The organism is Herbiconiux liangxiaofengii, from assembly GCF_041927335.1.
Taxonomy (GTDB): Bacteria; Actinomycetota; Actinomycetes; order Actinomycetales; family Microbacteriaceae; genus Herbiconiux; species Herbiconiux liangxiaofengii.
In genome coordinates this window covers 255,838-281,688 of sequence record NZ_JBHFHD010000010.1, presented here as the reverse complement: position 1 = coordinate 281,688, position 25,851 = coordinate 255,838, and the positions used below count along the sequence as shown (strand labels likewise).

Sequence of the window (25,851 nt, the reverse complement as noted above, 5' to 3'; positions counted from 1 at the left end):
CGAACGCGTCGCCGGATGGCGGACTAGCCGAGAAGCTGCGTGCCCGGCTGCGGGGGGCCGGCGGGCGGCACGAGGAGGCGGCGCTGGGTGGCCGACATCGCGAAGACGATGCCGCCGAGCCCTGCGATCAGCACGCCGCCGACGACCACGAACCACCCGATGAACGACAGCTCCCACGAGGCGCCGCTGCCGATCACGAGCATCAGGATGCCGACGAGGGCCCCGAGGAGCCCGGCGCCGATCAGCACCCATCCCATCCCGAGCAGCAGACGGAGCGAACGCGCGCCGTGGAAGGTGGGCCGCACGCCGAACCGGGAGGCCGTGTACTGCGACCAGCGGAGCCCGGTCCACCACCGCGACGTCCGGGTCGCGACCGGGAACCAGCCTGCTCCCGGCCCCTCGACCTCTCCGGGGAGGGGGCGCACGACGTCGGGAGCCTCCGGCGCGACGACCGGCGACGGGATGCGGCGCACCGCCGACGACGTCGCCCCGATCGCGAACCAGAGCACCGCGAGCAGCACCATCGAGATGCCGGCGGGTGACACCGAACCGATGACGGCACCGATCGCGAACTGAGCCAGCGCGAGAGCCGCGAAGACCGATCCGAACGCCCAGGCGACGGCGGGCTGCTCGGCCGTGGCCCAGTCGGTTCCGGGAACGCCGTCCTTCACCCGGAGGCCGGTCCACGTGCGGCCGTCCCACCAGCGCAGCCGCCCGCCCGGTGTCGGGTACCAGCCCTGGCCCGGCGCCGACGACACGTCAGTCTCGTGCGCCGACCACTGCACGCCGTCCCACCAGCGCAGTTTGCCCGGCGTTCCGGCGTCGTACCAACCCGGCGCGTAGCTCACGTCTCCCCCTTGCAGCGCCCGATCCCCGCGAACGGACGTGCTCCCATCCTCGACGGGGTGCGGCGTTCCCGCAACGACGGCCGTGCTCCTGCGAAGCGACCACCGCTCCGGCGACGCCGGCGGTCCCGAGGCACCGAGGGCGAACGCGAGTGTTTCGCCGTGTGACGCCCCGGGCCCGCTCGACCGCCGCCCCTGGCTAGCCTGACCGGGGCGGATGCAGCATCCCGCCGCGACCTGCGGGCCCCGCCCGCCGCACCGGCCGGTCACGACACCGCCGCGATCACACCCCCAGCAGAAGAGGCCCCCATGAAGACCGTCCGCACAGTGCTCCTCGGAGCGGCGACAGCCGCACTCCTCGTCGGAACCACCGCCTGCAGCAGCGGAGCGGGCGGCACCGAATCCGACGGCGCCGGGGCGAGCGCCGCCCCGAAGACCGAGATCACGATCGGCTTCAACCCCGGGCCGTACAAGGAGATGTTCGAGGGCGGCATCCTGCCCATTCTCGAGGCCGAGGGGTACACCGTCACCGAGCAGGACTTCACCGACGGCATCGTCACCAACGTGGCCGTGTCGGAGGGTGAGATCGATGCGAACATCATCCAGCACCCGGTGTACATGGACTTCGTGAACGCCCAGGAGGGCCTCAGCAACGTAGCGCTGGTGCAGGTGCCCACGCCCCGGATGGCTCTGTTCGGCGGCAAGTCGTCTTCGCTGGACGATGTGAAGGACGGCGCGACGGTGACCGTGCCGAACGCGCCCTCGAACCTCTACCGCGGCCTGCTCATCCTGCGCGACGCCGGCCTGATCGACTTCGACGACGTCGACGACCCCAACACGGCCGACCTCTCGATCATCACCTCGAACCCGCACAACCTGAACATCACGGCCATCGAGAACGCGCAGCAGGTGCCGGCGCTGCAGGATGTCGACTACGCCACCATCCAGGGCAACTTCATCATCGCGGGCGGCCTTGACTACGACGACGCCCTCGCGGTCGAGGACCAGCCGGTGGAGTTCTCGAACATCGTCGCGGTGCGCGACGCCGATGTCGACAGCGACTGGGCGAAGGCCATCAAGGCCGCCTACGAGTCGCCCGAGTTCGTGGAGTACATCAAGGGCGACTCGCAGTACGACGGCTACAACCTGCCCGAATGGTTCAATTGAGCGCTGAGCCGGCGCACCGGGCGCCCACGTCGTCGTCGCTCACCGGTTCCGCGGGCGGCGGGCGGATCGAGTTCGACGACGTGTCGAAGACGTTCGCCTCCCGCAAGAACGAGACCACGGCAGCCCTGCGGAGCGTGAGCCTCGAGGTCGAGCCCGGCGAGATCTTCGGCGTCATCGGGTACAGCGGGGCGGGCAAGTCCACCCTCATCCGCCTCGTGAACGGCCTCGAGCGGCCGAGCTCGGGCCGGGTGGTGGTCGACGACATCGACCTCGCTCCCCTGAGGGGTGCCCGACTGCGCGCGGCCCAGAAGCGCACCGGCATGATCTTCCAGCAGTTCAACCTGCTCGACACCGTGCGGGTGCGCGACAACGTGGCGATGCCGCTCCGGCTCGACGGCGTGAGCGCCGACGAAGCGAGGGCGCGCGCCGACGAGGTGCTCGACTTCGTGGGCCTCGGCGGGAAGGCGACCAGCTTCGCCGGCGAGCTCTCGGGCGGGCAGAAGCAGCGCGTGGGGATCGCACGGGCTCTCGTTCGCAACCCCCGCATCCTGTTGTCGGACGAGGCGACGAGCGCCCTCGACCCCACCACGACCGCGCAGATCATCGACCTGCTCCGGAACGTCAACCGCGAGTACGGCACCACGATCCTCGTGGTGACCCACGAGATGGACGTGATCAAAGACCTCGCCCACAAGGTGGCCGTGATGGCCGACGGCGAGATCGTGGAGCAGGGCACGGTGCTCGACACCTTCCTGCACCCCCGCTCGCCGATCACCCGCGACTTCGTCACCACGGTGGTGCCGCAGGGCCTCCCCGACCGCGTGGTCGAGCACCTCGGTACCGACGGACTCTGGCGGCTGCTCCTCGTCGACGACGAGGTGACCCAGCCGCTGCTGTCCGACCTCATCACCGGCTACGGCGTCGAGGTGAACATGCTGCACGCCGACATGACCGAGATCCAGGATCACACCGTGGGGCAGCTGATCGTGAAGGTGACCGGCCCGGCCGAGAAGGTGGCCGCTGCCCGCGCCTACCTCGAGCAGCGCGTCGTGCACCTCGAGGAGGTGCGGCGATGAGCGGCGACAAGTGGACCTTGATCACCCCCGAGCTGTTCCTGAAGGCTCTCGGCGAGACCCTGCAGATGCTCGGTGTCTCGCTGGTGCTCGGTTCGGTGCTGGGCGTGATCATCGGAGCGGTGCTCGCCCTCACCCGGGCGGGCGGGGTGCTCGAGAACAAGCCGATCAGCCTGGGGCTGGCGGTGGTGGTGAACCTCATCCGCTCACTGCCGTTCATCATCCTGCTGGTGGCGATCCTGCCGTTCACCCGGCTGCTGGTGGGCACGAGCATCGGCGTGTGGGCGGCGATCGTGCCGCTCACCGTGATGATCGCGCCGTACATCGGCCGCCTCGTGGAGAACTCGCTGCTCGAGGTGCCCCGCGGGGTGATCGAGGCCGCGCGGTCGATGGGGGCGTCACCGTGGCAGGTGTTCTGGCGCTTCATGCTGCCCGAAGCGCGCGGCTCGCTCGTCCTGGCCGTCACCATCGCCTCGGTGGGCCTGCTCGACGCCACCGCCATGGCGGGCACCGTGGGTGCGGGCGGCATCGGCGACCTCGCGCTCTCGTACGGCTACCAGCGCTACGACGGGTTCGCGATGGTGCTCACCGTCGTGACGCTGATCGTGCTGGTGCAGGGCATCCAGCTGCTCGGCACCCTCGTCGCCCGACGGTACCGGAGGCGCTGACCGTGGCCGTGTTCGAACCGGCCGCCCGGGTGCGGGCGCTGCCCCCGAACTTCTGGGGCGAGATGGATCGTGAGATCCTCCGGCTGTCGCGGGAGCCCGGTCCGCGGATGATCGACGTCTCGAAGGGCAACCCCGACCTGCCGACGCCCGAGCACATCGTGGCGGCCATGCAGCGCGAGGTGGCGGATGCCGCGAACCACCGCTACCCCGCCTACCTCGGCCGGGCCGCGTTCCGTGACGCGGTGGCGCTGCGCTATCGCGTCGACCACGGCGTCGACATCGATCCGGATGCGCAGGTCGCGGTCTTCCACGGATCGCACGAGGCCATCATGGCCGCGGTGCTCTCACGCGTCGACCCGGGCACCACGGTGGTGCTGCCCGACCCCGGCTACCCGATGTACACCTCGGCCGTCGACCTGGCGGGTGGGCGGATCACCGCGCTTCCCCTCCTGGAGCCCGGCTACCAGCCCGACTTCGCGTCGCTCGACTCCGTCGACGAGGCCGCCCTGCTGTTGCTCAATTACCCGAACAACCCCACCGGCGCACTCGCCACGCCCGCCGCGTTCACAGCCGCTGCGGAGTTCGCGCGGCGCACCGGGGCCGCGTTCGTGCACGACTTCGCGTACTCCTCTCTGGGCTTCGACGGGCGGGCACCGTTGTCGGCCCTGGCGGTCGATCGCGAGGCGGAGGTGACGGTCGAGGCGCAGACGCTGTCGAAGACGTACAGCATGGCCGGGTGGCGGATCGGGTTCGCCGCCGGCAACAGCTCCCTGATCGCGGCGATGAAGCGGTACCAGGCCCAGGCGTTCAGCACGATGTTCGGCGCCTCGCAGGAGGCGGCGGCCGTGGCGCTCGCCGGCGATCAAGGTGCGGCGCGCGAGCTGGTGGGCGTGTACCAGCGGCGGCGCGACCTCGTGGTGGCTGGCCTCCGGCGCCTCGGGTGGGACGTGATCGCACCGGAGGGCACGTTCTTCGTGTGGGTTCGCCTGCCGGGCGGCGGCGACTCCGTCGAGTTCGCCTCGAGGCTGCGGTCGGAGGCGCGCGTCGCGGTCGCACCGGGCGACGGATTCGGGCCGCGCGGAGCCGGCCACATCCGGATCGGCCTGGTGAACGACGAGGCCACCCTGCAGGAGCTCGTCGACCGCCTCGCCGCCTTCACGGCCCCGCGCTGAGCACGTCGCACGGCACGTGCCTGGAACGGTGAGGTCCCCGAACCCGCCCTCGGAGTTCCGGTCAGCACGTGGTGATGAGGTGTCCTGCGTGCGCGGTGACCGGTGAACGGTGCTGGGCTGAGGTGTGATGGCCGAAGCCAGGACGCTGCCCGCCGCGCCTACAGAGGGCCGGATTGACCGCCGGCCCGACGGTGTGTGCTCGCCCCGGTGCTCCTACCGACTCACCGTTCGACATCGACGACTACTGGCGCAGGTCGACCTCCCAGTTCGTGCGCTGGATGAGGGCGTCGAGCTCGCGCAGTTCGACGGCCACCTGATCGGCCCGCTGTCTCAGCTCCCGCACCGGCAGCGCCGAGAGCTGGCGCAGCTCGCTGCGCATCTGCCGGTAGCCCCGGCCACCCGACGCGGCATCGGAGGCGCGCACGAGGATGGCATGCTGCGCCCGCAGCGTCTCGCGCGCGGCGAGAGCGGCCGTCACCGTTCGCCCGTCGGGCAGAACCGCGACGGCATTGGTGAGGTTCACGGCGGTGACGAGCCGCTCGAGCTCCGCCTGCACGCGCAGGCATTCCTCGAGCAGTTCGGCAGCGTCTTCTGCCGGCGTCTCGCCCTCCTGGTAGAAGGCGTTGGCGACGACGCGCTCCTGCAGCGCGGCGGTGCGCTTCTGCAGGTCGGCACGCTCCAGCAGGGCTTCAGCGAGTCTCATGCCGCTGATCTTCGCACATCGGGGCTACGGGGTGAGGCCGTCGATCAGGTCGGTCACCAGGTTGACGAGGCCGAAGAGGGCGAACGCGGCGCCGAGCAGCCACCACCAGTCCTGGCGGAGCGAAAGGCGCCGACCGGGCCGGGCGACGCCCCGCGACGGCCGATCGAACGGGCCACCGGCCGACATCGACATCGGCACCGACCCGGGCCCGAGCACCGACCCGAAGACGGATGCGCCGCCGAACGAGGTCTCGTCCTGCGCCAGGCGGTCGTCGCGCCAGCGCTCCCACCTGACCAGCTGCGCCGAGAGCACCTCGACGGTGGCGAGGAGGCTCTCCCACGCCTCCGGATCGAGCGAGACCAGCTTTCCCGGCGCGTAGAGGAAGAGGTGGTCGTCGACGATCTCGACGTCCAGCCGTGACGCGGTGTCGATGAAGCGGGCCATCACATCCGGGGAGAACAGGTAGAGCGCATCTGCCTCGTAGCCCTCGGGGCAGTACAGCGTGAAGTGCCGGTCGAAGTCGCCCTCCAGCGACAGGCGCTGACCCCGCGCGAAGGCCACCGGCAGCCGCGGCCGACGGAGTGAGTTGTTCCCGCGCGCGTCGAGCACGATGTGGGGCAGGGCGACCGGCAGACGCAGGGCCGCGTAGCCCCACCGGTAGGTCGAGGAGTTCTTTCCCGAACCGATGGTGCAGGTGTGGTTGCCCACGTCCAGCGTCGGCGGGTTCGAGCGTCGAAGCCGGTCGGTGACGAAGGCGGAGGACTGGCCCGGGCGGCTGAAGATCATGCCGGGCAGCAGCGGCGGGCTCGTGCGCGCCTCGTACGTGAATCCGTTCGCCTCCGCGAAGCGATGCAACCGGAACTGGCGCACTCCCGACCGTCGGCGGACGGCTCGAACGAGGACGACGATGCCGATGACCGGCGGAATCGCGTACGGGATGAGGATTCCGGTCAGCGCCCAGTCCCACTCGCCGCCGTCGTCGAGCAGTGAACCGTCGATCAGGATCAGCCACGACGCCAGCAGCAGTGCCGGGAAGACGATCATCAGCACCGCGCGGCCCACGATGCCCCCGATCGACGGTCGCACCGTCGAGGGCAGCGTGCGGCGGAACACCCGCAGCCCTGGCCGGTCGACGTGCCCGGTGAGCGGCCCGGTGTCGAGAGTCACGCCGACGGGCGCGGGAGCACGATCACCATCGTGGTGCCCGCTCCGAGCTCGCTGGAGATGTCGATGCGCCCGCCGTGCGCCGTCACGATGGCTTTCGTGATGGTGAGGCCGAGGCCCACGCCCTGCACGGCGTTCGTCGTGGCAGTGGTGGCGCGGAAGAACCGCTCCGAGAGCCGGTGCAGCTCATGACCGGCGATGCCGTAGCCCGTGTCGGCCACCGAGATGCGCACCTCATCGTCGTCGACGCCGAGCTCGAGGGTCACCGAGCCGCCGCGGGGCGTGAACTTGACGGCGTTGGAGAGGATGTTGTCGACGGCCTGGCCGAGCCTGGTGGGGTCGGCTTCGACGACCACGTCTTCGTGGGCGATCACGGTGCGCAGCTCGACGCCGGCGGCTTCGGCGGCCGGTCGCGCAGTCTCGGTCGCCGCCCGCAGCACCGGTCCGACCACGATCGGCGCCGTCTCGACCGTGAACCGCCCGGAATCGACCTGGGCGGTGAAGAGGAGGTCGCCGACGAGCCTCAGCAACCGCCGGGCGTTGCGATCGACGACGCCGAGGTACTTCTCCTGCTGGCGGCTGAGGGGCTCGTCGTCGTCATCCCGGAGCAGCTCGACATAACCGAGGATCGAGCTCAGGGGGGTGCGCAGCTCGTGCGAGATCAGCCCGGCGAACTCGTCCTTGAGGCGCTCGATCTCGCGCGCGTCGGTCTCGTCGGTGGCCACGAAGATGAAGCCGGCCGGCTCGCCCTTCTCGTCGACCCGCTGGGCGATCGAGACCTGGGCGGGGAACTCGACGCCGTCGCGCCGGCGGTAGGTCCAGTCACGCACGTCGCGGAGCCCGCCGCGGGCGGTCTCGACCAGACCGTCGAAGTCGGTGTGGGGCCCCTCGGCTCCTGCGGTGTCGCCCGCGGTTCCGAGCCGCGACTCCTCACGGATCTCGTCAGCGAGATGCAGGTCGGTGATGTGCATGCGGCCGATCGCCTGCGTGGCGCTGTAGCCGAGGAGCGACTCGGCACCCGGGTTCCAGACGGTGATGCGGCCCGAGGTGTCGGTGCCGATGATGGCGTGGCCGGTGATCGAGCTCCAGACCTCGTCGAGCAGCTGGTTGGCCTTGAGCGTCTTCTGCTCGCGCTTTCGCGCCTCGCGGTTCAGTTTCTCCAGAGACGCCACGAGCAGTTCCCGCTCCGCATCCGCCTCCTGCACCTGCTCGAGCCGACGGTTCACCACCCGGGCGATCTGGTTGATCAGCACCGCGGCGATGGTGAAGACCACCGGGGTGAACACGAGCCGCACCGTGTCGGCCGCGCTCTCGATGGCCGAGACTCCCACGGCGAACGGGAACGCGATCGTGAACGCGACACCGGCTGCGGCGATCAGGATGTTGCGCACCCCGGGCTCGGAGGCGATCCAGACCAGCGGGATCACCAGCAGAGCCCCGAACGGCGACCCCTGCCCCCCGGTGCCCACCCGCATCAGCGCCACGGCGACGAAGGTGGCGATCGGGATGGCGAGCTCCCAGCCGGGAGCGATCCGCAGGCGCGGCAGCAGCGCGGCGAACCCTGCGGCGGCCAGCACGAGGGCATCGGCGGCCAGCACGAGGGCCGGCTCCACCTGCACCACCACCGGGGAGAGAACCACGATGGTGGCCAGCGCGAACGCGACCAGAGCGGCGACCTGCTTCAGCAGCGGCGACCAGGTGCCGAACGCGCCTGCCCGGCGGCGTACAGATGCTGCGGCAGGGGTGGCCGGGGCCTGCCCGGGGATCGTGCCCCCGCTCATCACACTCGGTCGGCGATGCCGCGCATGAAGTCGACGAGTTCACGAACCTGGAACGGCTTCGTGATCAGGCCGTTCGCCCCGGCCGAGTGCACGGCCTCCGCCGTGCTCGCCTGCACGTTGGCGGTGATGATCAGCACGTGCTGCTCGCGCAGCTCGTCGTCGGCGCGCAGTCGCTGAACGAGTTCGAGCCCGGTCATGCCGGGCATCGAGATGTCCAGCACAGCAAGATCGATCTCCTCGGCCTTCAAGCGTTCCCAGGCGGTGAGGCCGTCGCCGACGGCCGCCACGACCTCATGCCCTGCCTTCTCCACGGCGATCGTGACGAGGTCGCGCAGATCCGCGTCGTCATCGGCAATCAGTACCTTCATGTCGTCGGTCCCCCGTCCCCCAGGCGGGCCGGACCCGCCTCGTCTTCCTGTGGAAATAGCGTCCCCAGTACCCGCGCCACGTCGCGCGCCGTGAACGGCTTCGGCAGCACGCCGTCGACGAGCGGGAAATCCTCGAGGCCGAGCACGGAGGTGACCACGAGCACGCAGTCTGGCACGTCGGCCTTCATCGTGCGCACGAGCTGCCATCCGTCGATTCCGGGCAACATCAGATCGATGACCGCAACGGCCGGCATCAGAGCCCGGTACGAGGTGATCGCCGCCTCGGCGGTGGTGACCAGCTCGACCTGGTAGCCCAGTCGCTCCAGGTGCAGCCGGAGCAGGTCTCCCTGGTCGTCGGAGTCGTCGACCACGAGTGCTGTGCGGCCGACGTCCCCCGTCGTTTCGCCTGCCATGCCGCATCCTCCCCGCCCGCCGCCGGAATCCGGCTGGACACGGGCTGAGAACGCTCCCACGAGTATTTCACGCGCGACCCCCGACATCAAACATCCCGACGGGCGCGGCTATAGGGTCGGTGCCATGAACGGTCGATCGCGCGCGCTGTACGTGGAGACGCTCGTGCGGGCCGACATCGACGACCTGTGGCGACTCACGCAGGATCCGTCGCTCCATCCGCGCTGGGACCTGCGGTTCAGCGCGATCGAGCCCCTCGGCGTGGATGCGGAGGGGCGTAGCCGGTTCCGGTACGAGCGCCGACTTCCGTTGCACCGCATCGTCGGCACGGGCGTCTCGATCGGTGAGCGCACACGGCCCGACGGCACCCGCACCTCGGCGCTGGCCTTCGCCACCGAGGATCGGTTGTCTCCCCTCGCCGGCGGGCGGGGATACTGGCGGTACGTGCCGACTCCCGATGGCGTGCGGTTCATCACGGGGTACGACTACGTGCCCGGCTTCGGTCGCCTGCCCGATGTCGTGCTCCGGCCGCTGGTGCACTGGATGACGGCCTGGAGCTTCGACCGGCTGCGCATCTGGGCGGAGACGGGCGTGCCTCCGGAGCGGTGGCCCCTGGTCTCGGTGCTCGCCTGGTGGAAGGCCGGGCGGCCGCGGGCGACGCGCTGCCGCGTTCGCTCGCCGCGGGAGGGCGCCATGGCGGGAGCGCCGGCGACCCTGGAGCGACTGACGTGACCGGGTCGATCTTCGAGAGCACGCTGGGCGAGGACCGCTTCGCGCGGCTGCATCCGATGCTGCAGCGCCGGTTCGGTGTCTCCCTCGAGTCCGGCGAGGCCTGCATCGGGCGGGGCACGATGGAGCAGATCCGGCGCGGCCCCTGGTGGACGGTACCGTTCCTCCTGATCGGCCGGTTGCGCAACATCCTCGTCGCCGAAACGGGCCGAGGGGTGCCGTTCACCATCGAGAACCACCCCTATCTCGACCCATTCGGCCGGGAGACCGTCACCTTTGTGCGGGAGTACAGCGTCGGGCGGCGGCCGGCGCGCTTCGACGCGACGATGGTGCTCGACGGCCGGAGAGGCGTGATCGTCGACTACCTGGGCACCCATCAGCACCTCGCCGTCGACCTCGATCTCGACGTCGACGACCGCGGTGGGCTGGTGCTGCGCTCGGGTGAGCAACGGTTCTACGAGGGCCGGGTCGGCTTCCGGTTCCCGCTGACGTTCTCGGGCTCGGCCGAGCTGCACGAGCGCTGGGACGACGAGCGGGAGGCGTTCCATGTGTCGCTCGAGGTGCGCAACCGCCTGCTGGGCTTCCTGTTCGGCTACGAGGGCTGGTTCACCTGCGAGTTCGTGCCCGCGCACGGTGCCCCGGAGCGGCTCAGGCCGGTTCGCCACGAACGGCGGTTCTGAGCGGGCCCTGGTCAGGCGGGTAGTGGCAGGCCCTCCCTCGCGGCGCGTCGGCGGGCTTAGCGTGGGGGCATGAGCGATCTGCGTGCCGAGATCAAGGAGTTCCTGAGCTCGCGTCGAGGCCGGATCTCGCCCGAGGAGGCGGGGTTGCCGGTCTACGGCGGCAACCGCCGGGTGAGCGGGCTCCGACGCGAGGAGGTGGCCCTGCTCACCGGGGTCTCGGTCGACTACTACGTTCGGCTGGAACGCGGCAATCTCGCCGGGGCCTCGGAGAGCGTGCTCGATGCGCTCGCGCGCACCCTGCGACTCGACGACGCCGAGCGCGAGTACCTGTTCGACCTGGCCCGCAACGCCGGTCCGGGGCCGCGGCGGCCCGTGAAGGCGACCACCGAGGTGCGCCCCGCCATCCGGCAGGTTCTGGAGGCGATGGCCGACGCGCCGGCCTGGGTGCGCAACGGCCGGCACGACATCCTCGCGGCGAACCGGATGGGCCGGGCTCTCTACTCCCCTGTCTTCGACGACCCCCGCCGCCCGGTGAACACCACCCGGTTCACCTATCTGAACCCCGCCGCCCGGGAGTTCTGGCGCGACTACGACCAGATCGCCGACGACGCGGCAGCGATGCTGCGCCTGGAGGCGGGCCGGAATCCCCACGACGAGGGGCTCATCCGGCTGGTGGGCGAACTGTCGACGCAGAGCGAGCTGTTCCGCCAGCGCTGGGCGTCGCGCGACGTGAAGTACCACCGCAGCGGACTGAAGCGCCTGCACCACCCCGTGGTGGGCGACCTCGACCTGAACTACGAGTCGATGGAGCTGCCGGGCGAACCGGGGCTCGTGATGAACGTGTACACCGCGGCCGCCGGCACGCCCACGGCGGATGCGCTGAAACTCCTCGCGTCGTGGGCGGCCGGCCAGGTGCGCCAGCCGGTGTGACCGGAGCCGGCGGCGGCTCCCCGGCGGCCCACGGCTCAGGCGGGTGGCGCTGCCGGGTACTCGTCGGCCGTGAGCTTCTCGCCCCAGACCGTCTCGGGCTCGTCGGTGCCCGGCGCCTCCCAGAGCGCCAGGTGCGAGAGGAACTGGTCGGGCGCTGCACCGTGCCAGTGCCACTCGCCGGCCGGCGTGTAGACTGTGTCGCCCGGGTGCAGTTCGATCAGCTCCTCGCCCCGCGACTGCACGAAGCCCGACCCCTCCGTGACGTGCAGGGTCTGCCCCACCGCGTGGGTGTGCCAGGCGGTGTGCGCACCGGGCGTGAAGCGCACGAGGTTCAGCCGGGTGCGCGACGGCTCGACGCCGGCGTAGTAGCTGTTGAAGTAGACGTCGCCGGTGAACCACTCCTCGGGGCCTGTGACGGTGGGCGATTTCGGCTGCTCGGTGGTGCTCATGGGTGCTCCTTCGTGGGGTGGGCTCGGGGATCGGCGCTTCGGCCTCGCGACCATCACACCCGGCATCGGGCGGGAGCGGGAGTTCCTGACGGGACAGGTACCGGCAGACCCTCCCAGCGAGCCGGGCACCAGCTCAGAGGGCCTGGACGATCAACACGGCGCCGAGCGCGACGACCACGCCGTGGCCGACGAGCGCGGTGCGACGCTGGAACCGCGGGCCGGTCGTGCGCCGCAGAACGGCGCCGAGCGCGCCCAGTGCGGTCTGCCAGCAGAACGAGGCCGCGCCCACGCCCGCGACGAAGGCGATCGAACCTCCGGCCGAATCGGTGATGCGGTCGAGCGCCGGCAGCAGGGCGGCGAAGTAGATCAGCGTGGCCGGGTTGACCGCGGTAAGGGTGAGGAACAGGGCGAACCGGCGGGCGGAGCTCGTCGCCGGCCGCGCAGCGGGCGACGGTGTCCGCGGCGGTTCCGTCACGGGCGGGCCCGCGGCAGCGCGCCGGCCTGGCACCAGGCCGCGGAGCCCGAGGACGACCAGGGCCGATCCGCCGACGACCTGCGGCCACGGCGCCCATCCGCTCACCGTCGGCCCGGCCAGGGTGCCCGCCAGCACCGCGGCGACGCAGTACCCGAGGTCGACGGCCGCCACGGCGGCGGCACCCGCCAGCCCTCGCCGGAGCCCCCGCGCCACCCCCTCCTGGATGAGCAGCACCCCGATCGCGCCGAGTGGCGCGGCGAGGGCGAGACCGGCGGCGAGGCCGGAGACGAGTGCGAGTGCGGGATCCATGCCCCGATGGTGCTGCGGCGCTCCCCCGCCGACTGCACGATCGGGCAGTCGGCTGAGAAGATGTGTCGCATGGACAGCATCGACGACGAGATCATCGACGTTCTGCGCGACGACGCCCGTGCATCGTTCAGTGCGATCGGCCGCCAGGTGGGCCTCAGCACGAACGCCACGGCGGCTCGGGTGCGTCGGCTCGAGCGGGCCGGCGTCATCCTGGGCTACCGCGTGGTGCTGGGTGAGAACAGCGACGAAGACATCCACCGCGCCGGCCTCGAGGCGTTCGTCGACGTTCGGCTCGACCCGGCCCGGAACTCGGAGGACTTTCTGGAATGGGCGCGGCGCCTGCCCGAGATCGGCGACGCGGTGCACGTCACAGGCGCCTACGACTACCTGCTCCATGTGCGGGTGGGTGACACCGGGGCGCTCGACCGGCTGCTGCGGACGCTCAAGAACGACGGCGGGGCCACGCACACGCAGACCCGGCTGGCGTTGCGGTAACCGGATGGCCGCCACCGCTCGCGCTACCGCGCCCGCTCCTGGCGCAGGGCCGGCAGGTACAGCAACGCCCCCAGCAGGCTGAACGCGCCCGCCACCACGAAGGCGAACCCGGTTCCGGCGGTCTCGGCCAGCGGGGTCAGAACCAGCAGCCCGAGGCTGTAGCTGCCGCCCCCGACCATCGAGTTGATCGACAGCACCACCGCCCGGTTCGACCCCGTCGCCTGCCGGTGCAGCAGCGCGTTGTGCATCGGCCCGGCCGCACCGTGCGTGAGGTAGGCCAGCCAGAACGCCGAGATCAAGCCGATCGGCCCGGCCACGAGGCCCATCGCCATCACGAAGAGCCCGTTCAGGATGCGCGAGCCGATCGCCGTGCAGGTCACCCCGGCGTGCCGGCTCACCGACCCGGCCAGCGCCGAACCCGCGGCGAACAGCACCCAGGCGGCCGCCGACGCCGGACCGAAGAGGGCACCGGCCGCATCCTCGCCACCGACGAAATCGGCGAGCCGCACAGGGGTCACCGTCTCGAACGCGATCATCGCGACGCTCCAGAACACCTCCACGAGCACCAGCGATCGCAGCACCGGAGCCGTGCGGAGCATCCGGAGCCCGTCGGCGACCACCCCGAACGGCCGCCAGAGCGAGGTCATCGCCGAGTGCCGGAGCCGGTGCCGGAAGGGGTTCGTGCCTCGCCGGCCGACGGATGCGCGTGCGCCGTCGCGCCCCGGTGCCCGCCCGCGCTCCTCCCGCACGAGCACCGCCACGAGCACGGTGTGCAGCCCGTACAGCACCCCGGCCACCACGAACGGAAGCACCAGCGCCGACTGCCCGGCCACGGGATGCCACGCGATCAGCCCACCACCCACGACAGCACCGCCCGCGATGGCAGAACCGAGCGCCGTCGCGGCTCGGCTGAGCCCGCGCTCGATGGGCGCATCCGGAGCGTGGGCGAGGGCGGTGTCGACGAACCACGCCTCCAGCGGGCCCGAGTCGAGCGCCCGGAAGACACCCTGCAGCATCATCGCCACCGCGAACGCGCCGAACGTCTCGGCCGATGCGAACACCGCCGTGGAGACCAGGGCGAGTACCCCCGACACGATGAGCAACGGTCGCCGGCCCAGCGAGTCGGCGAGGCCGCCCGTGGGCAGCTCGAGCGCCAGCACCACGAACCCCTGCACGGCGAGCAGAGACCCCGTCTCGGTGAGCGACAGACCGCGTTCGAGCGGGAGCAGCACGGTGAGACCGAACACGAGGCCCACCGGGAACCACCGCGTGAGGGTGAGAAGCACGAGGCGGCGCTCGGCGGAGCGTGCCGTGAGGGAGGGGCGGCGGTCAGGCACCGTCGTGCGGGAGTTCGGCCTCGGCCTGCGGGCGGGCTTCCGGCGGGTGCTCCGGGTCGACCGGGGAGGCGTGGGTGTGCACGTGGATGCGCTCGGCTCGCGGATCGCCGGCCCCGAGCATCCGGTATCGATCGAGCACGGCGCCGAGCTCGTCACGCAGCGAGGAGGCCTGCTCGGGAGTGACCCGCACGATGCTGTCGTTCAGGCCGAGCACGTCGACCCACTCCGACGGCCAGCTGTCGGAGGCATCGTGCCAGAGCTCGGCCCGGGTGGCGAACTGGCGCAGGTAGTCGCGCTGCAGCCAGCCGAGGGCGGTGCGGGCGTCGTCGTCGCCGGCGAAGTCGGAATCGGTCCAGGAGTGGAAGTCGGTGGTGGCCCGCCAGAGCCGCCGCTTGCCCTCCCCCTCGCCCGTGTCGAGCACGAGCCCCACCGATTCCAGGGCGCGCAGGTGGTAGCTCGTCGCACCCGTGTTGGTGTGCAGCCGGGCCGCCAGTTCGGTGGCCGTGGCCGGGCCGTCCAGGCGCAGCCGGCTGAGCAGCCGCGACCTGAGCGGATGCGCCAGCACGCGCACGGCTCGCTCGTCCAGGCGCATCCCGGTGTACTGCTGCTCGTTCTCCGTCACGCCCCCACCCTCTCATGCACAGAATCTATGCACAATAGTTCTGCATAACTTCGACGAGGTCGCAGCCTTCGACGACGACGTGCTGATGGTTGTGGTGGTGACGCTCGGCCATCGCAGCGACGTCGGTTCGCGGTGACGCTGCGGCACGGATGCGAGCCCTACGACGGATCCGGGCGGCGGAAGGCGAGGGTGCCGGGAGCGGAGGCGCTTTCGGTGAGGCCCGCGTCGGCGAGGGCGGCCCGCACGCGGCGCGGGAGTGCCGGCAGGCCGGGCGCGGTTGCGCGGGGCGCTCGGGCGAGGCCCGCGATCAGGGAGATGCGATCGGTGCCGGCGTGCAGCTCGAGCCGCGACGACTGGCCGTCCGTGCGCCAATGCAGCCGGTCGATCCGCGCCAGGGGCACGTCGAGTCGCGTGCCGCCGGCGTCCACGACCACCCGGCGAGCCCCGAACGACACCGTGCAGGTGACCGTGCGACGCCGCAGCAGCGCTCTCAGCGCGAGGTGGACGGGCAGCACCAGCAGCACGCCGATCACGGCGATCAGGATGCGCGGCCCCAGCCGCTCGGCCAGGTCGCCCGTCGACACGAGCAGCAGCACCACCGCGGCGCCGACCACGACGATCGCCATCGCGACCAGGAGACGGAGCACCCGCATCCGGAGTCGCACCGCCGGGAAGCGCAGAACGGATGCGCCGCCCTCGTGCTCCCACGCGGGCGGGGCGAGCGGGGCCGCCGATGCACGGGGCCTGATGGCCGACACGACGCGGCCGAGGAGGGCGATCCACACCCAGGCGGCAGCGGGGAGCACGGCGAACTGGGCGACGAGGAGGGCGGAACGAGGGAATCCGGCGAGCTCGCGCGCAACCGCCGGAGCCTGTGACACCAGGGCCCACAGGAGGAGCGCGGCCACGACGGCGCCGACGACATGGGTGGCGACGCCGGCCTGAGGCCGGCGCATCCGGAGCGTGACGCCGACGAAGCCGATCGCTGCGAACCACCCGCCCAGGAGGGAGAACAGGAAGGGCACGAGATCGACCGCGGGGCCCGACCGGCCGCCGGTGACGACGGCTGCTCCGAGTGCGACGACGGCCCAGACCCACGGGCTGAGCAGCAGTCGGCGGGCGAGCGGGGGCACCGCCCGAGTCTATTCAGCGACAGCCGGCCGGCCGGGCGATCAGACGAACTGGGCGAGCTGGAGGAGGTTGCCGCAGGTGTCGTCGAGCACCGCGACGATCACCGGCCCCATCGCCGTCGGCGGCAGGGTGAAGGTCTCCCCCAGCGCCACCAAGCGCTCGTACTCGGCCTGCACGTCGTCGACGCCCAGCATGCAGAACGGGATGCCGTCGGCCACCAGCGCCCCGGTGAACGGGGCGACCGCCGGGTGGGACTTCGGCTCGAGGGAGATCTGGGTGCCGTCGGGCCGGGCCGGGTCGACCACGGTGAGCCAGCGGAACTCCCCGAGCGGAACGTCGGACGCCACCACGAAGCCGAGACGCGAGGTGTAGAAGTCGACGGCGCGCTGCTGGTCGTCGACGAAGATGCTGATCGTCTGGAGCCTCATCGATCATCCTTTCTCTCGCCGGACCCGTCTCGGCTGACGCCGGACCCGTCTCGGCTCACGCCGTCACCAGAGCGGCGATCAGCCCGATGAACACGAGTCCGAACGCCGCCATACTCACCGTGCCGGCCGTGGCCCGGCGCCCGGCCGGGAACACCACCGGCAGCACGATCGCCACCACGAAGGCTGCCACGAGCGCCAGCACGGTGCCGAAGACGAGGCCGTAGCCGTGCAGGTCGGTCGCGGCCGGCGCGAAACGGCTGCTCAGCGCCATCCACGCCGAGAACACGAACACCACTCCCGCGGCCGCGGCGACGACACCGGCCAGCACCCGCCGCACCAGGGCGAGGGATGTCGACCTCGAGCGAGGCCCGGGCGTGGTCATGCAGTCACTCTAGGCGGCGGGTCGTCGACGGTCTACGCCCCCGCCTCGGGGGAAAGGGTTGACGGGGCACTTGTTTTTTGCAAGTATCGGGGCGTCCGGATGCGGACGATCCGCGTCGAGAAGGAGTCACGATGACCCAGATGTTCGTCAACCTGCCGGTGACCGACCTGGAGCGCGCCAAGGCGTTCTACACGGCGATCGGCTTCACCGTGAATCCACTCTTCTCCGACCACAACGCCGCCTGCATCGTGGTGGAACCCGAGCACAGCTACTTCATGATCCTCGTGCGCGACTACTTCCAGACCTTCACCGAACTCCCCATCGGCGACCCAGCGGTGAACCCGTCGGTGTCGACCGCACTGTTCGTCGACAGCCGGGCCGACGTGGATGCGCGGGTGGAGGCCGGTCTCGCGGCCGGCGGTTCCCAGGGCCAGCCCGCATCCGACTACGGCTTCATGTACCAGCGGCAGCTCGCCGACCCCGACGGCAACCTGCTCGAGTTCGGCTGGATGGATCCGGTGGCCGCCGAGAAGGGGCCGGAGGCCTTCGCGGATCAGCAGGCCTGAGGGCCATGGCCGCACGCGACTACGGACAGTACTCGGGCATCACCCGGGCGATGGAGCTCGTCGGCGAGCGGTGGGCGCTGCTGATCGTGCGCGACCTGCTGGTGGGGCCGCGGCGCTACGGCGAGCTCGCCGCGGGGCTCCCCCGCATTCCGAGCAACATCCTGGCCGCGCGCCTGAAGGAGCTGCAGGCGGCCGGCGTCATCCGGCGGGCGCCGCGCTCGCGGGTGATCGTGTACGAGCTCACACCGTACGGTCGGGAGCTCGAACCGGTGGTGCTCGCGCTGGGCGCCTGGGGGTTCCGGGCGCTCGGCGAACCACGGGAAGACCAGGTGATCACGCCCGACTCGTTCACGATGGACTTGCGGGCCGCCTTCCGCCGCGACGTGGCGCTCGCGCTGCCGGCCACCGCTTATGGGGCGCGGTCGGGAGAGACCGAGCTGCTCATCCGCGTCGATGGATCGCGCCTCGACGTGTCGCGCGGGTTCGGCGCGGTCGACCTCGCGTTCGCCGTCGACGGCGCGGCGGGGCTCCGCCGTCTGCTCTCGGGAGAGCGGGAGGCCGAACGAGCGATCAAGGCCGGTGAGGTCGAGGTGCTGAACGGGCAGGAGACGCTTCTGGGGCGATTCTCGACCACGTTCAATCTGGCCGCCTGAGTGCGGTGGGCACCGCGACATCCGCGATTTCCAGCTGATTTTGAGGCTTTCCGACTTAGCACTCTACCGACGAGAGTGCTAAATTATCGGTAGTTGAGCGACACCCGCTCAGATCTTCGAATCGGAAGGAGATTGATTCATTATGGCGATGTCTTTTGATCCTTTCAGCGAGCTGGACCGACTGGCTTCCGGCCTGCTGCAGTCGCGACCCGGGCCCCGGGTGATGCCCGTGGATCTGTACCGCGACCGCGATCGGTACGTGCTGAACGCCGACCTCCCGGGCATCGACCCGGGGTCTGTCGACGTCGATGTCGACGGCCAGCTGCTCACCATCCGGGCTCAGCGTACGGCGGGATCGGCCGACGGGGGCAAGTGGCTGGTGCAGGAGCGGCCCGCCGGCAGTTACCTGCGCCAGTTCAGCATCGGTGAGGGCGTCGACACGGCGGGCATCTCGGCCTCGTACGACAACGGCGTGCTCAGCGTGATCATCCCGGTGAGCGAGAAGGCCAAGCCCCGCAAGATCCAGGTGCAGAGCCAGTCCGCAGCGGCCGACGAGCAGAAGACCCTCACCAGCTGACGGCTCGGTGGGGCGCTTCGGCAGCGAAGCGACCCGACCACCGATCGACTCGCAATCACCGCGGCCCGGGCGTCGACGAGCACTCGTCGCCCGGGCCGTCGCCGTGTGCGGAAGCCGACTGCCGATGATCGCTACAGTGGTGCCGTGACAGAGAAGAACCAGGCCATATCGGCTCGGACGTGCGCCATCCTGAGCGTTGCGATCGCCGCCTTCAGCATCTGGGCGGTCGCCTCGACGGCACGCGACGGCGGGGGCTGGACGTTCTCGGTGCTCGCCTGCTTCGTGCCGCTCCTGTTCGCGGCCCAGGGCATCCGGATGAGCCGGGAACCCGGAGCACCGTGGGCCGGGTTCAGCCTGATCGTCTCCATTCTCGGCGCGGGCCTGGGGCTTGTCTCCTTCGGCTCGTTCCTGTGGTTGCTCGTGCACTCGAACGCGGCCTGACCGAGTCCGATCCGGGCTCGCGCCGGTCGCGGTCGGGGGCCTACCGTTGTGGCATGGCCCACTCTCGCACCTCCGTTCCCGCCCGCCGGGGACTCCCCTCGTGACCGGGCCGAGCGGCTATCCGCCTGAGCCGTGGTACCTCGGCGGGTCGCTGCTGGTGTCGGTGTTCGCCGTGCCCGCCGACGACCTGCCCCGGGGTCTCGTGCTGCCGCAGGGGCGTCGAGCGCTCCGCCTGGGGTCGCGCGTGATCGTGGGCGTCGCGGCCGTGCAGTACGTACCGGGCGGAGCGTTGGAGTACGACGAGCTGCTCGTGGCCGTGCCCAGCCTCGGGCGCGGTGGCCTGCGGGTCACCATTCCGCAGATCTGGGTGGACAGCCCCGTGTCGCTGCGGGGCGGGCGCGAGCTGTGGGGCATCCCGAAGCAGCTGGCACGCTTCATCCGGCGCACCACGCCGAACGGACGCACCCTCGTGCGCGTCACGGGCGACCCCGCCGACGGCGGCAGCACGGATGGCGGCATCGCCGCGGTGCAGGCCAGGCGCGGCCGGCCGCTTCTGCCCGGCCTCCGTCAGGTCGTCCTGCCCATCCTGCAGCAGCTCGACCGCCGGGTGACGCTCTCGCACAACCTGGTGATCGGGCGCATCTCGGGCCTGCGCGCGACCTGGCGCTTCGACCGCGACGGCGCTCTCGGCTGGCTGCACGGGCGCCGTCCGGTGCTGAGCGTCGAGCTGCACGACGCCGCCGTGGTGTTCGGTATGGACGTGACCCGGTCGGCGACGGCGACCGCCGCGGAAGGCGCCCCCGCCACTCCAGCGACCCCCACCGGGCCCGCCACCCCCAGAGAGACGAGACTCCCATGAGCGCACGACCCGTCGCCGTCGTCACGGGCGGCGCCCGCGGCATCGGCCACCGCATCGCCGCCGACCTCGTCGATCACGGCTACCGCGTGGTGATCGGCGATCTCGACGAGACGGCCACCCGCGCCGCAGCCGCGGAGCTCGGCCCGCACGCCTCGGGTGTGCGCCTCGACATCACCGACCGGGTTCTCGTCGCATCCGTCGTCGAGGAGGTCGAGTCGACGGTGGGCCCGATCTCCGTCTGGGTGAACAACGCCGGCATCATGCCCACCGGCCGCTTCACCGAGCAGAACGTCTCGTTGTCGCGCACCGTGATCGACATCGATTACAGCGCGCTCGTCGAGGTCACCGCGGCGGTGCTGCCCCGAATGCTGGAACGCCGGGCCGGCACCATCCTGAATCTCGGCAGCGCCACCGGCATCAAGCCGCTCGCCGGGCTTGCCGTGTACTCCGGTGCGAAGGCGGCGGTGATCGGTTTCAGCGATGCGCTGCGCCGCGAGCTGCGCGGAACCGGCGTGACCGTGCGGGTGGTGCTGCCCAATCTCGTATCGTCGCCGATGGGTGCGGGCATCACGCCGCCACGGCTCTTCCCCGCGGTGACGCCCGAGCAGGTGAGCCGTGCCGTGCTGCGGGCGATCGACTCCGGTCCGTTCGCCGTCACGGTTCCCCGGGTGCTCGGCCCCGTGCTGCGGGTGTCGCGTCTCCTGCCCACCCCGGTTCAGGACTGGCTCGACGATCGCATCGGCACCGACCGCATCGGGCTCGGCGGCGACCCGGCGGCGCGGGCCGCCTACGAGAACGACCTCGAGCAGAAGCTGGGCTGACGCCGCCCGGGCGTGCCCCGGTGCATGGGGACCTCTCCCCCTCGTTCCGATCGACGGATGTCGGTAGGGTCGGCAGAACCCGGCCGACCGATGCCGGCCGAGAACGAGGTGCCGATGAGCGGGATGCCGCGATTCCCCGACCGTGCTGCCCCGGCCACGCGCCCGCCCGGCGCCTGGCCGTTCTGGCTGGCGTTCGCCCTGATGCTGCTTCCGGGCATCCTGGTGCTCGGTGCGCTCGGCCTCACGAAGGACACCGCCGCGGGTGCGCTCGAGTTGCAGCGCGACGCCCTCGGCCGCAGCGAGGTGCTGACCGGTGAACTCGTCGACGTCGACACCACCTCGGGCATGCCGAAGACGAGCAGCGTCTACGAGGTCGAGATCCCGGATGCCGCGGCCAAGGGCCTCGACGCCACGCTCACGTTCGGGGGCGGCGAGCACTGGGGTTTCCCGCCCTCGAAGGAGTACCCGGCCGAACTGTCGTTCCTGGTCGTCTACGACGACCCGCCGTACTCGCCGGTGCACGGACCGGTCGGCCGGGTGGAACCCGTGACCGAGCAGTCGGCCGCTTCGGCGGAGAGCGGGTTCGTGACCGCGCAGATCGGCTGGGTGGCCGGAATCGTGGTGTTCTGGGTGCTCGCGGTGGGGCTGCCCGCGCTCGCGATTCGCCGAAGCGTGCGCCGCCGTCGGGCGAAGCGGGTCGTGACCACGGCTCCACTGATCTGAGTCGCCGCCGCGCGGTGAACCCCGCCGTGACCAGGATATCGCCCGGGCGGGGGCTTGCGGCAAGACCCCGGTAGGCGGGCAGAATGACCGGTCGCGGGCCGAACGACCGCGAGATCGGGGTGACGGAATGGTCGATGTGATCGTCAGCGGCGGTGGACCGACCGGCATGATGCTGGCGGCAGAGCTGCGCCTGCACGACGTGGGCGTGCTGGTGCTCGAGCGCGACCCGCAGCCGAGTCCGGCCGTGCGGTCGCTGGGACTGCATCCGAGGAGCGTCGAGATCCTCGCCATGCGCGGACTGCTCGACCGGTTCCTGGAGCTCGGCACCGTGCATCCCGGAGCGGCCGGCCGGTTCGCGGGGATCGACACCGGTGAGCCCGTGCACCTCGACACCGACGTCGACTACATCCTCGGCATCCCGCAGCCGCTCACCGAGCGACTGCTCGCCGAGCGGGCCGGGGAACTCGGTGCCGAGCTGCGGCGCGGGGCCGAACTGGTGGGGTTCGAGCAGCTCGCCGACGGCGTGCGGGTCGATCTCGCCGACGGGTCGCGGGTGCAGGGTCGCTGGCTGGTGGGCTGCGACGGCGGGCGCAGCCGGGTGCGCCGGCTGGCCGGCATCGGGTTCCCCGGCGAGCCCGCGAGCACCGAGTGGCTGCTCGGTGAGGTGGAGCTGACCGCGTCGCCCCAGGAGGTGGCCGCCGTCTCGGCCCGCGTGCGCGCCACCCACCACGGCTTCGGCATCGGACCGGCCGGCGACGGGCTGCACCGCGCCGTGGTGCCGGCGGCGGGCGTGAGCGAGGACCGGTCGGTGGCGCCCACCCTCGAAGAGTTCCGTGCCCGCCTGCGGGAGTTCGCCGGCACCGACTTCGGCGCCCACTCCCCGCGCTCCCTCAGCCGGTTCGGTGATGCGACCCGGCTCGCCGAGCGGTACCGTCTGGGCCGCGTGCTGCTGGCGGGCGATGCCGCCCATGTGCACCCGCCGCTCGGCGGTCAGGGCCTCAACCTCGGACTGCAGGACGCCGTCAATCTCGGCTGGAAGCTCGCCGCCGCGGTCAGCGCGGAATCCGGGGCGCCCGCGCATCCGGCGGTCGAGAACGGCGGATGGCGGGATGCCCTCATCGACAGCTACGCCCACGAACGCCGCCCCGTCGCCGAGACCGTGCTGAGCATCACCCGCGCCCAGAGCGAGCTGCTCTCGCCCGAACCCGGACCGCAGGCCGTGCGCCGGCTGCTGGCCGACCTGATGCGCTTCGACGACGTGGCCCGGAGCCTCGCCGAGACCGTGAGCGGCATCGGCATCCGCTACGACCTCGGTGACGGGCCGGCGCTGCTCGGCCGACGGCTGCGCGACCTCGCCCTGCCCGAGGGCCGCCTCTACGACCGGATGCGCGCAGGCCGCGGCCTGCTCGTCACCGGGGCGGGCGTGCCGGCCGACCTGGCCGGGTGGGGCGATCGGGTCGACCACGTCGACGCTCCCGGCGCCGACCTCGCGGCTCCGGCGCTGCTGCTCCGCCCCGACGGCCACGTCGCCTGGCTCGGCGACCCCCGCCGCCTTGCCGGTCGTCGCGACCTCCGGCGCAGCCTCACCACCTGGTTCGGCCCCGCCCGCCCGCCGACCCCGACCCGCTGAGGCGGGCGACACGACGGGGGCTGGCGCACGCCAGACGGCGACCGACCGCCTGAGCGGCTCGGCGGCCGCCTGGCGTGCGCCGAGCAGCGAGGCGGAGACCGGACGCGCCGGGGCGGGCGCCGAGGCGGGCCCGCTAACGGCGGCGGCGCACCACGATCTGCCGCACCACCCGCAAGAGCCCCAGGAAGCCGAGGAACCCCACGAACGCCCCGAACAGGTCGAACAGCCGCAGGCCGCCCGTGAACACCGGCCCGCTCTCGGTGACGATCAGCACCACGGCGATCACCACGGCGGCGATCGAGATCAGGCTGCCCACCACCTCGGCGGCGATCGACCGCACGAAGCTCTGCGCCTGCTCGTCGCCGAAGGCCCGCAGCTTGATGCCCACGGTGCCCTTCTCCAGACCGGCCAGCAGCGCGTCGAGCCGGCCCGGCAGAGACCGCAGCCGCGCCGCGCCCACACTGGCCTGCGCCTGCAGGCTCGACACGGTGCGCCGAAGCGACTGCGCCCGGCGCATCAGCTTCGGCACCATCGGCAGCGCCTGCTCGAACATGTCGAACCCCGGGTCGAGCACCTTCAGGCACCCCTCCAGCGTGGCGAAGCTGCGGAACGCCGACGCCAGGTCTCCCGGCAGGGCGATGTGGTGCTGCCGGATGACGTCGAGCAGCCGGGTGAAGATCGACCCGTTGCCGCTCGGCCGGAAGCGCTCCGTGGTGATGACCACGCCGACGTCGTGCCGCAGCGCGTCGAGGTCGGCGTCATCCGGGACGTCGACGATGAGCAGCAGGGCCTCGGTGGCCGCGATGTCGTCCTCGCTCACGGCGGCGAGCATGAGCGCGGTGAGGTACTCCCGCTGGCTGCGTTCGATGATGCCCACGGCCCCGAAGTCGATCAACCCGAGGGTGCCGTTCTCGCGCAGGATGACGTTGCCGGGATGCAGGTCGGCATGGAAGACGCCGTGCACCAGGATCTGCTCGAGCACCGTCATCATCAGCCCGGTGGCCAGCGCCTGCCTGGCCTCGATGGTCATGGCCGCCAGCTCGTGGTCGGCCCGGCTCAGCGGCTGCCCGTCGACGAGCTCCATGGTGAGCACCCGAGCCCCCGACGCCGCGGGGTACACCGTCGGCACCGAGATCGTGGCGCCCTCGTCGGCTGCCGAGCCGCGCTCGAGAGTGCTGCGGATCATCTCCACGTTCGTGGCCTCGATGCGGTAGTCGAGCTCGTCGAGCAGGGTGCTCGTGAAGCCGCGCGCCACCGATTCGAGCCGCAGGTCGTGCCCCGTGTGGGTGCGGAGCTCGGCGCGGTGGGCGAGGCGCAGGATGATGTCGACATCCGCCTCGACCTGCGCTCTGGCCGCCGGCCGCTGCACCTTCACCACCACGGCGGTGCCGTCCAGCAGCACCCCCGTGTGCACCTGGGCGACGGATGCCGCGGCCAGAGGCTCGGGGTCGACCGACGCGAACACCGTTCCGAGCGGTGCGCCGAGCGCCTCCACGATCACGGGCTCGATGGCCGTCCACGGCAGGGTGGTGGCTCCCGACTGCAGCGACGCGAGGGCGCTGAGGTACGGCTCGGGAACGAGGTCGCGCCGAGTCGACAGCACCTGCCCGAGCTTCACGAAGGTGACGCCGGACTCGTTGATGGTGGCCACCAGCGCGTTCGCCCGCTGCTCGGCCGTGGTGAGCTCCCGGTGCACCTTCGAGTGGCCGTGGAAGACCCAGCCGGCGCCGTGCCGCGTGGCGATGCTCACGATCTCGAGGTAGCGCCGGGTGCGCTTGCGCTGACGGATGGAGGCGCGCACCACGTCGATCGGGTTCGGCAGCGGCCGTGTGGGGAACACGGCCTCGAGCGCCACGAGCACGCCGATGCCGAGGGCGAACACCCAGGCCACCGCGAGCAGCACCACGGCGAGGGCGACGAACGCGTCGCGCACGCTGCGGGCCCGGTCGTCGACCAGCAGGCCCGTCTGGTCGAGCAGCCAGGTGGCGAACGGCAGCCCGGTGGCGAACACGATCAGGCCCACCACGATGCTGCGCGGCCAGCCCACCGGCGTGTCGAGGATGCGTCGGCCCACGAACCCCACCAGCACCGCCGAGACGATCGCCAGCAGCACCGTCAGAATGTCGGTGACCATGCGCAACTCCCCCTGCTGCCCGGGCGAGATCCCGCGCTCAGGCTCAGAGTACCGAACCACCAGTTTCGGTGGCCGACACCGGCCCGTCGGTGCCGCCCCTGGCGGCACACTGGGCCAGCGGGGCCCGC

At 71.5% G+C, this 25,851-nt stretch carries 30 protein-coding genes; 16 read left to right on the top strand and 14 right to left on the bottom strand.

Annotation, left to right across the window (positions count from 1 at the left end; genetic code table 11):
- Window positions 1-23: 23 nt before the first annotated feature.
- Complete coding sequence (locus tag ACEXOR_RS11960; protein ID WP_374849870.1) at window positions 24-848, bottom strand: DUF2510 domain-containing protein; 825 nt, start codon at window positions 846-848, stop codon at window positions 24-26.
- Between the two features lie 306 nt (window positions 849-1,154).
- Between ACEXOR_RS11960 and ACEXOR_RS11955 the strand changes: the two genes are divergently transcribed.
- From ACEXOR_RS11955 to ACEXOR_RS11940, 4 genes are read left to right on the top strand one after another with little or no spacing between them, the layout of a single operon-like run.
- Window positions 1,155-2,012 (top strand): MetQ/NlpA family ABC transporter substrate-binding protein, encoded by an 858-nt coding sequence (locus ACEXOR_RS11955; RefSeq protein WP_374849869.1) that lies wholly within the window; start codon window positions 1,155-1,157, stop codon window positions 2,010-2,012.
- Entirely contained in the window at window positions 2,009-3,088 is a 1,080-nt protein-coding gene (locus ACEXOR_RS11950) for a methionine ABC transporter ATP-binding protein (RefSeq protein WP_374849868.1), read from the top strand. The genes ACEXOR_RS11955 and ACEXOR_RS11950 overlap by 4 nt, the downstream gene beginning before the upstream one ends.
- The gene (locus tag ACEXOR_RS11945) at window positions 3,085-3,753 is read left to right on the top strand and encodes a methionine ABC transporter permease (protein WP_374849867.1); all 669 of its coding nucleotides are present in this window, start codon (window positions 3,085-3,087) and stop codon (window positions 3,751-3,753) included. The genes ACEXOR_RS11950 and ACEXOR_RS11945 overlap by 4 nt, the downstream gene beginning before the upstream one ends.
- A 2-nt stretch (window positions 3,754-3,755) precedes the next feature.
- Entirely contained in the window at window positions 3,756-4,925 is a 1,170-nt protein-coding gene (locus tag ACEXOR_RS11940) for a pyridoxal phosphate-dependent aminotransferase (protein WP_374849866.1), read from the top strand.
- Between the two features lie 241 nt (window positions 4,926-5,166).
- Here ACEXOR_RS11940 and ACEXOR_RS11935 read toward each other — a convergent pair whose 3' ends face one another.
- From ACEXOR_RS11935 to ACEXOR_RS11915, 5 genes are read right to left on the bottom strand one after another with little or no spacing between them, the layout of a single operon-like run.
- Complete coding sequence (locus tag ACEXOR_RS11935) at window positions 5,167-5,628, bottom strand: DIP1984 family protein (protein WP_374849865.1); 462 nt, start codon at window positions 5,626-5,628, stop codon at window positions 5,167-5,169.
- Window positions 5,629-5,652: 24 nt separating this feature from the next.
- The gene (locus tag ACEXOR_RS11930) at window positions 5,653-6,795 is read right to left on the bottom strand and encodes a hypothetical protein (RefSeq protein WP_374849864.1); all 1,143 of its coding nucleotides are present in this window, start codon (window positions 6,793-6,795) and stop codon (window positions 5,653-5,655) included.
- Window positions 6,792-8,573 carry a sensor histidine kinase gene (locus ACEXOR_RS11925; RefSeq protein ID WP_374849863.1) on the bottom strand — a complete coding sequence of 594 codons (1,782 nt, stop codon included), beginning with the start codon at window positions 8,571-8,573 and terminating at the stop codon, window positions 6,792-6,794. Before ACEXOR_RS11925 ends, ACEXOR_RS11930 begins: the two co-directional genes overlap by 4 nt.
- Window positions 8,573-8,941: a response regulator gene (locus ACEXOR_RS11920; RefSeq protein WP_374849862.1), complete on the bottom strand. Its 369-nt coding sequence runs from the start codon at window positions 8,939-8,941 to the stop codon at window positions 8,573-8,575. Before ACEXOR_RS11920 ends, ACEXOR_RS11925 begins: the two co-directional genes overlap by 1 nt.
- Window positions 8,938-9,354, bottom strand: coding sequence for a response regulator transcription factor (locus tag ACEXOR_RS11915; RefSeq protein ID WP_374849861.1), 417 nt, complete (start codon window positions 9,352-9,354; stop codon window positions 8,938-8,940). Before ACEXOR_RS11915 ends, ACEXOR_RS11920 begins: the two co-directional genes overlap by 4 nt.
- 124 nt (window positions 9,355-9,478) lie before the next feature.
- Between ACEXOR_RS11915 and ACEXOR_RS11910 the strand changes: the two genes are divergently transcribed.
- The 3 genes from ACEXOR_RS11910 (at window position 9,479) to ACEXOR_RS11900 (ending at window position 11,691) form a co-directional block, all read left to right on the top strand.
- Window positions 9,479-10,084 carry an SRPBCC family protein gene (locus ACEXOR_RS11910; RefSeq protein WP_374849860.1) on the top strand — a complete coding sequence of 202 codons (606 nt, stop codon included), beginning with the start codon at window positions 9,479-9,481 and terminating at the stop codon, window positions 10,082-10,084.
- Window positions 10,081-10,761 carry a DUF4166 domain-containing protein gene (locus ACEXOR_RS11905; protein ID WP_374849859.1) on the top strand — a complete coding sequence of 227 codons (681 nt, stop codon included), beginning with the start codon at window positions 10,081-10,083 and terminating at the stop codon, window positions 10,759-10,761. Before ACEXOR_RS11910 ends, ACEXOR_RS11905 begins: the two co-directional genes overlap by 4 nt.
- A 69-nt stretch (window positions 10,762-10,830) precedes the next feature.
- Window positions 10,831-11,691: a helix-turn-helix transcriptional regulator gene (locus ACEXOR_RS11900; protein WP_374849858.1), complete on the top strand. Its 861-nt coding sequence runs from the start codon at window positions 10,831-10,833 to the stop codon at window positions 11,689-11,691.
- A 35-nt stretch (window positions 11,692-11,726) separates the two neighbouring features.
- Here the strand turns inward: ACEXOR_RS11900 and ACEXOR_RS11895 are convergent, their stop codons facing one another.
- Window positions 11,727-12,140: a (R)-mandelonitrile lyase gene (locus ACEXOR_RS11895; protein WP_374849857.1), complete on the bottom strand. Its 414-nt coding sequence runs from the start codon at window positions 12,138-12,140 to the stop codon at window positions 11,727-11,729.
- Window positions 12,141-12,273: 133 nt separating this feature from the next.
- Entirely contained in the window at window positions 12,274-12,924 is a 651-nt protein-coding gene (locus ACEXOR_RS11890; RefSeq protein ID WP_374849856.1) for a LysE family transporter, read from the bottom strand.
- Between the two features lie 69 nt (window positions 12,925-12,993).
- On the opposite strand from ACEXOR_RS11890, the gene ACEXOR_RS11885 reads away from it, so the two are divergent.
- Window positions 12,994-13,419, top strand: a complete 426-nt coding sequence (locus ACEXOR_RS11885; RefSeq protein ID WP_374849855.1) for an Lrp/AsnC family transcriptional regulator — start codon at window positions 12,994-12,996, stop codon at window positions 13,417-13,419.
- Window positions 13,420-13,442: 23 nt separating this feature from the next.
- Here the strand turns inward: ACEXOR_RS11885 and ACEXOR_RS11880 are convergent, their stop codons facing one another.
- From ACEXOR_RS11880 to ACEXOR_RS11860, 5 genes are all read right to left on the bottom strand, one after another.
- On the bottom strand, window positions 13,443-14,756 hold the full coding sequence (locus tag ACEXOR_RS11880) for an MFS transporter (RefSeq protein WP_374849854.1): 1,314 nt from the start codon (window positions 14,754-14,756) through the stop codon (window positions 13,443-13,445).
- Entirely contained in the window at window positions 14,749-15,378 is a 630-nt protein-coding gene (locus ACEXOR_RS11875; RefSeq protein WP_374849853.1) for an ArsR/SmtB family transcription factor, read from the bottom strand. The genes ACEXOR_RS11880 and ACEXOR_RS11875 overlap by 8 nt, the downstream gene beginning before the upstream one ends.
- 158 nt (window positions 15,379-15,536) lie before the next feature.
- Window positions 15,537-16,511, bottom strand: a complete 975-nt coding sequence (locus ACEXOR_RS11870) for a hypothetical protein (RefSeq protein WP_374849852.1) — start codon at window positions 16,509-16,511, stop codon at window positions 15,537-15,539.
- A gap of 39 nt (window positions 16,512-16,550) precedes the next feature.
- Window positions 16,551-16,937 carry a VOC family protein gene (locus ACEXOR_RS11865; protein ID WP_374849851.1) on the bottom strand — a complete coding sequence of 129 codons (387 nt, stop codon included), beginning with the start codon at window positions 16,935-16,937 and terminating at the stop codon, window positions 16,551-16,553.
- 55 nt (window positions 16,938-16,992) lie between these two features.
- The gene (locus ACEXOR_RS11860) at window positions 16,993-17,319 is read right to left on the bottom strand and encodes a hypothetical protein (protein ID WP_374849850.1); all 327 of its coding nucleotides are present in this window, start codon (window positions 17,317-17,319) and stop codon (window positions 16,993-16,995) included.
- 131 nt (window positions 17,320-17,450) lie between these two features.
- Here ACEXOR_RS11860 and ACEXOR_RS11855 point away from each other — a divergent pair, with 131 nt between their 5' ends.
- The 8 genes from ACEXOR_RS11855 to ACEXOR_RS11820 all read left to right on the top strand — a co-directional run bounded on the left by ACEXOR_RS11855 (window position 17,451) and on the right by ACEXOR_RS11820 (window position 23,589).
- On the top strand, window positions 17,451-17,885 hold the full coding sequence (locus ACEXOR_RS11855; RefSeq protein WP_374849849.1) for a VOC family protein: 435 nt from the start codon (window positions 17,451-17,453) through the stop codon (window positions 17,883-17,885).
- A gap of 5 nt (window positions 17,886-17,890) precedes the next feature.
- Window positions 17,891-18,538: a winged helix-turn-helix transcriptional regulator gene (locus ACEXOR_RS11850; protein ID WP_374849848.1), complete on the top strand. Its 648-nt coding sequence runs from the start codon at window positions 17,891-17,893 to the stop codon at window positions 18,536-18,538.
- 142 nt (window positions 18,539-18,680) lie between these two features.
- Complete coding sequence (locus tag ACEXOR_RS11845; RefSeq protein WP_374849847.1) at window positions 18,681-19,115, top strand: Hsp20/alpha crystallin family protein; 435 nt, start codon at window positions 18,681-18,683, stop codon at window positions 19,113-19,115.
- A 144-nt stretch (window positions 19,116-19,259) separates the two neighbouring features.
- Window positions 19,260-19,556 carry a hypothetical protein gene (locus ACEXOR_RS11840; protein WP_374849846.1) on the top strand — a complete coding sequence of 99 codons (297 nt, stop codon included), beginning with the start codon at window positions 19,260-19,262 and terminating at the stop codon, window positions 19,554-19,556.
- A gap of 100 nt (window positions 19,557-19,656) precedes the next feature.
- Window positions 19,657-20,415 (top strand): acetoacetate decarboxylase family protein, encoded by a 759-nt coding sequence (locus tag ACEXOR_RS11835; protein ID WP_374849845.1) that lies wholly within the window; start codon window positions 19,657-19,659, stop codon window positions 20,413-20,415.
- Entirely contained in the window at window positions 20,412-21,236 is an 825-nt protein-coding gene (locus tag ACEXOR_RS11830) for an SDR family NAD(P)-dependent oxidoreductase (RefSeq protein ID WP_374849844.1), read from the top strand. Before ACEXOR_RS11835 ends, ACEXOR_RS11830 begins: the two co-directional genes overlap by 4 nt.
- Window positions 21,237-21,350: 114 nt before the next feature.
- Window positions 21,351-21,959, top strand: coding sequence for a hypothetical protein (locus tag ACEXOR_RS11825; RefSeq protein ID WP_374849843.1), 609 nt, complete (start codon window positions 21,351-21,353; stop codon window positions 21,957-21,959).
- A 127-nt stretch (window positions 21,960-22,086) separates the two neighbouring features.
- Window positions 22,087-23,589, top strand: a complete 1,503-nt coding sequence (locus ACEXOR_RS11820; protein WP_374849842.1) for an FAD-dependent monooxygenase — start codon at window positions 22,087-22,089, stop codon at window positions 23,587-23,589.
- Between the two features lie 133 nt (window positions 23,590-23,722).
- On the opposite strand, the gene ACEXOR_RS11815 is transcribed toward ACEXOR_RS11820, so the two are convergent.
- Window positions 23,723-25,723 carry an ABC1 kinase family protein gene (locus ACEXOR_RS11815; protein WP_374849841.1) on the bottom strand — a complete coding sequence of 667 codons (2,001 nt, stop codon included), beginning with the start codon at window positions 25,721-25,723 and terminating at the stop codon, window positions 23,723-23,725.
- Window positions 25,724-25,851 lie beyond the last annotated feature (128 nt).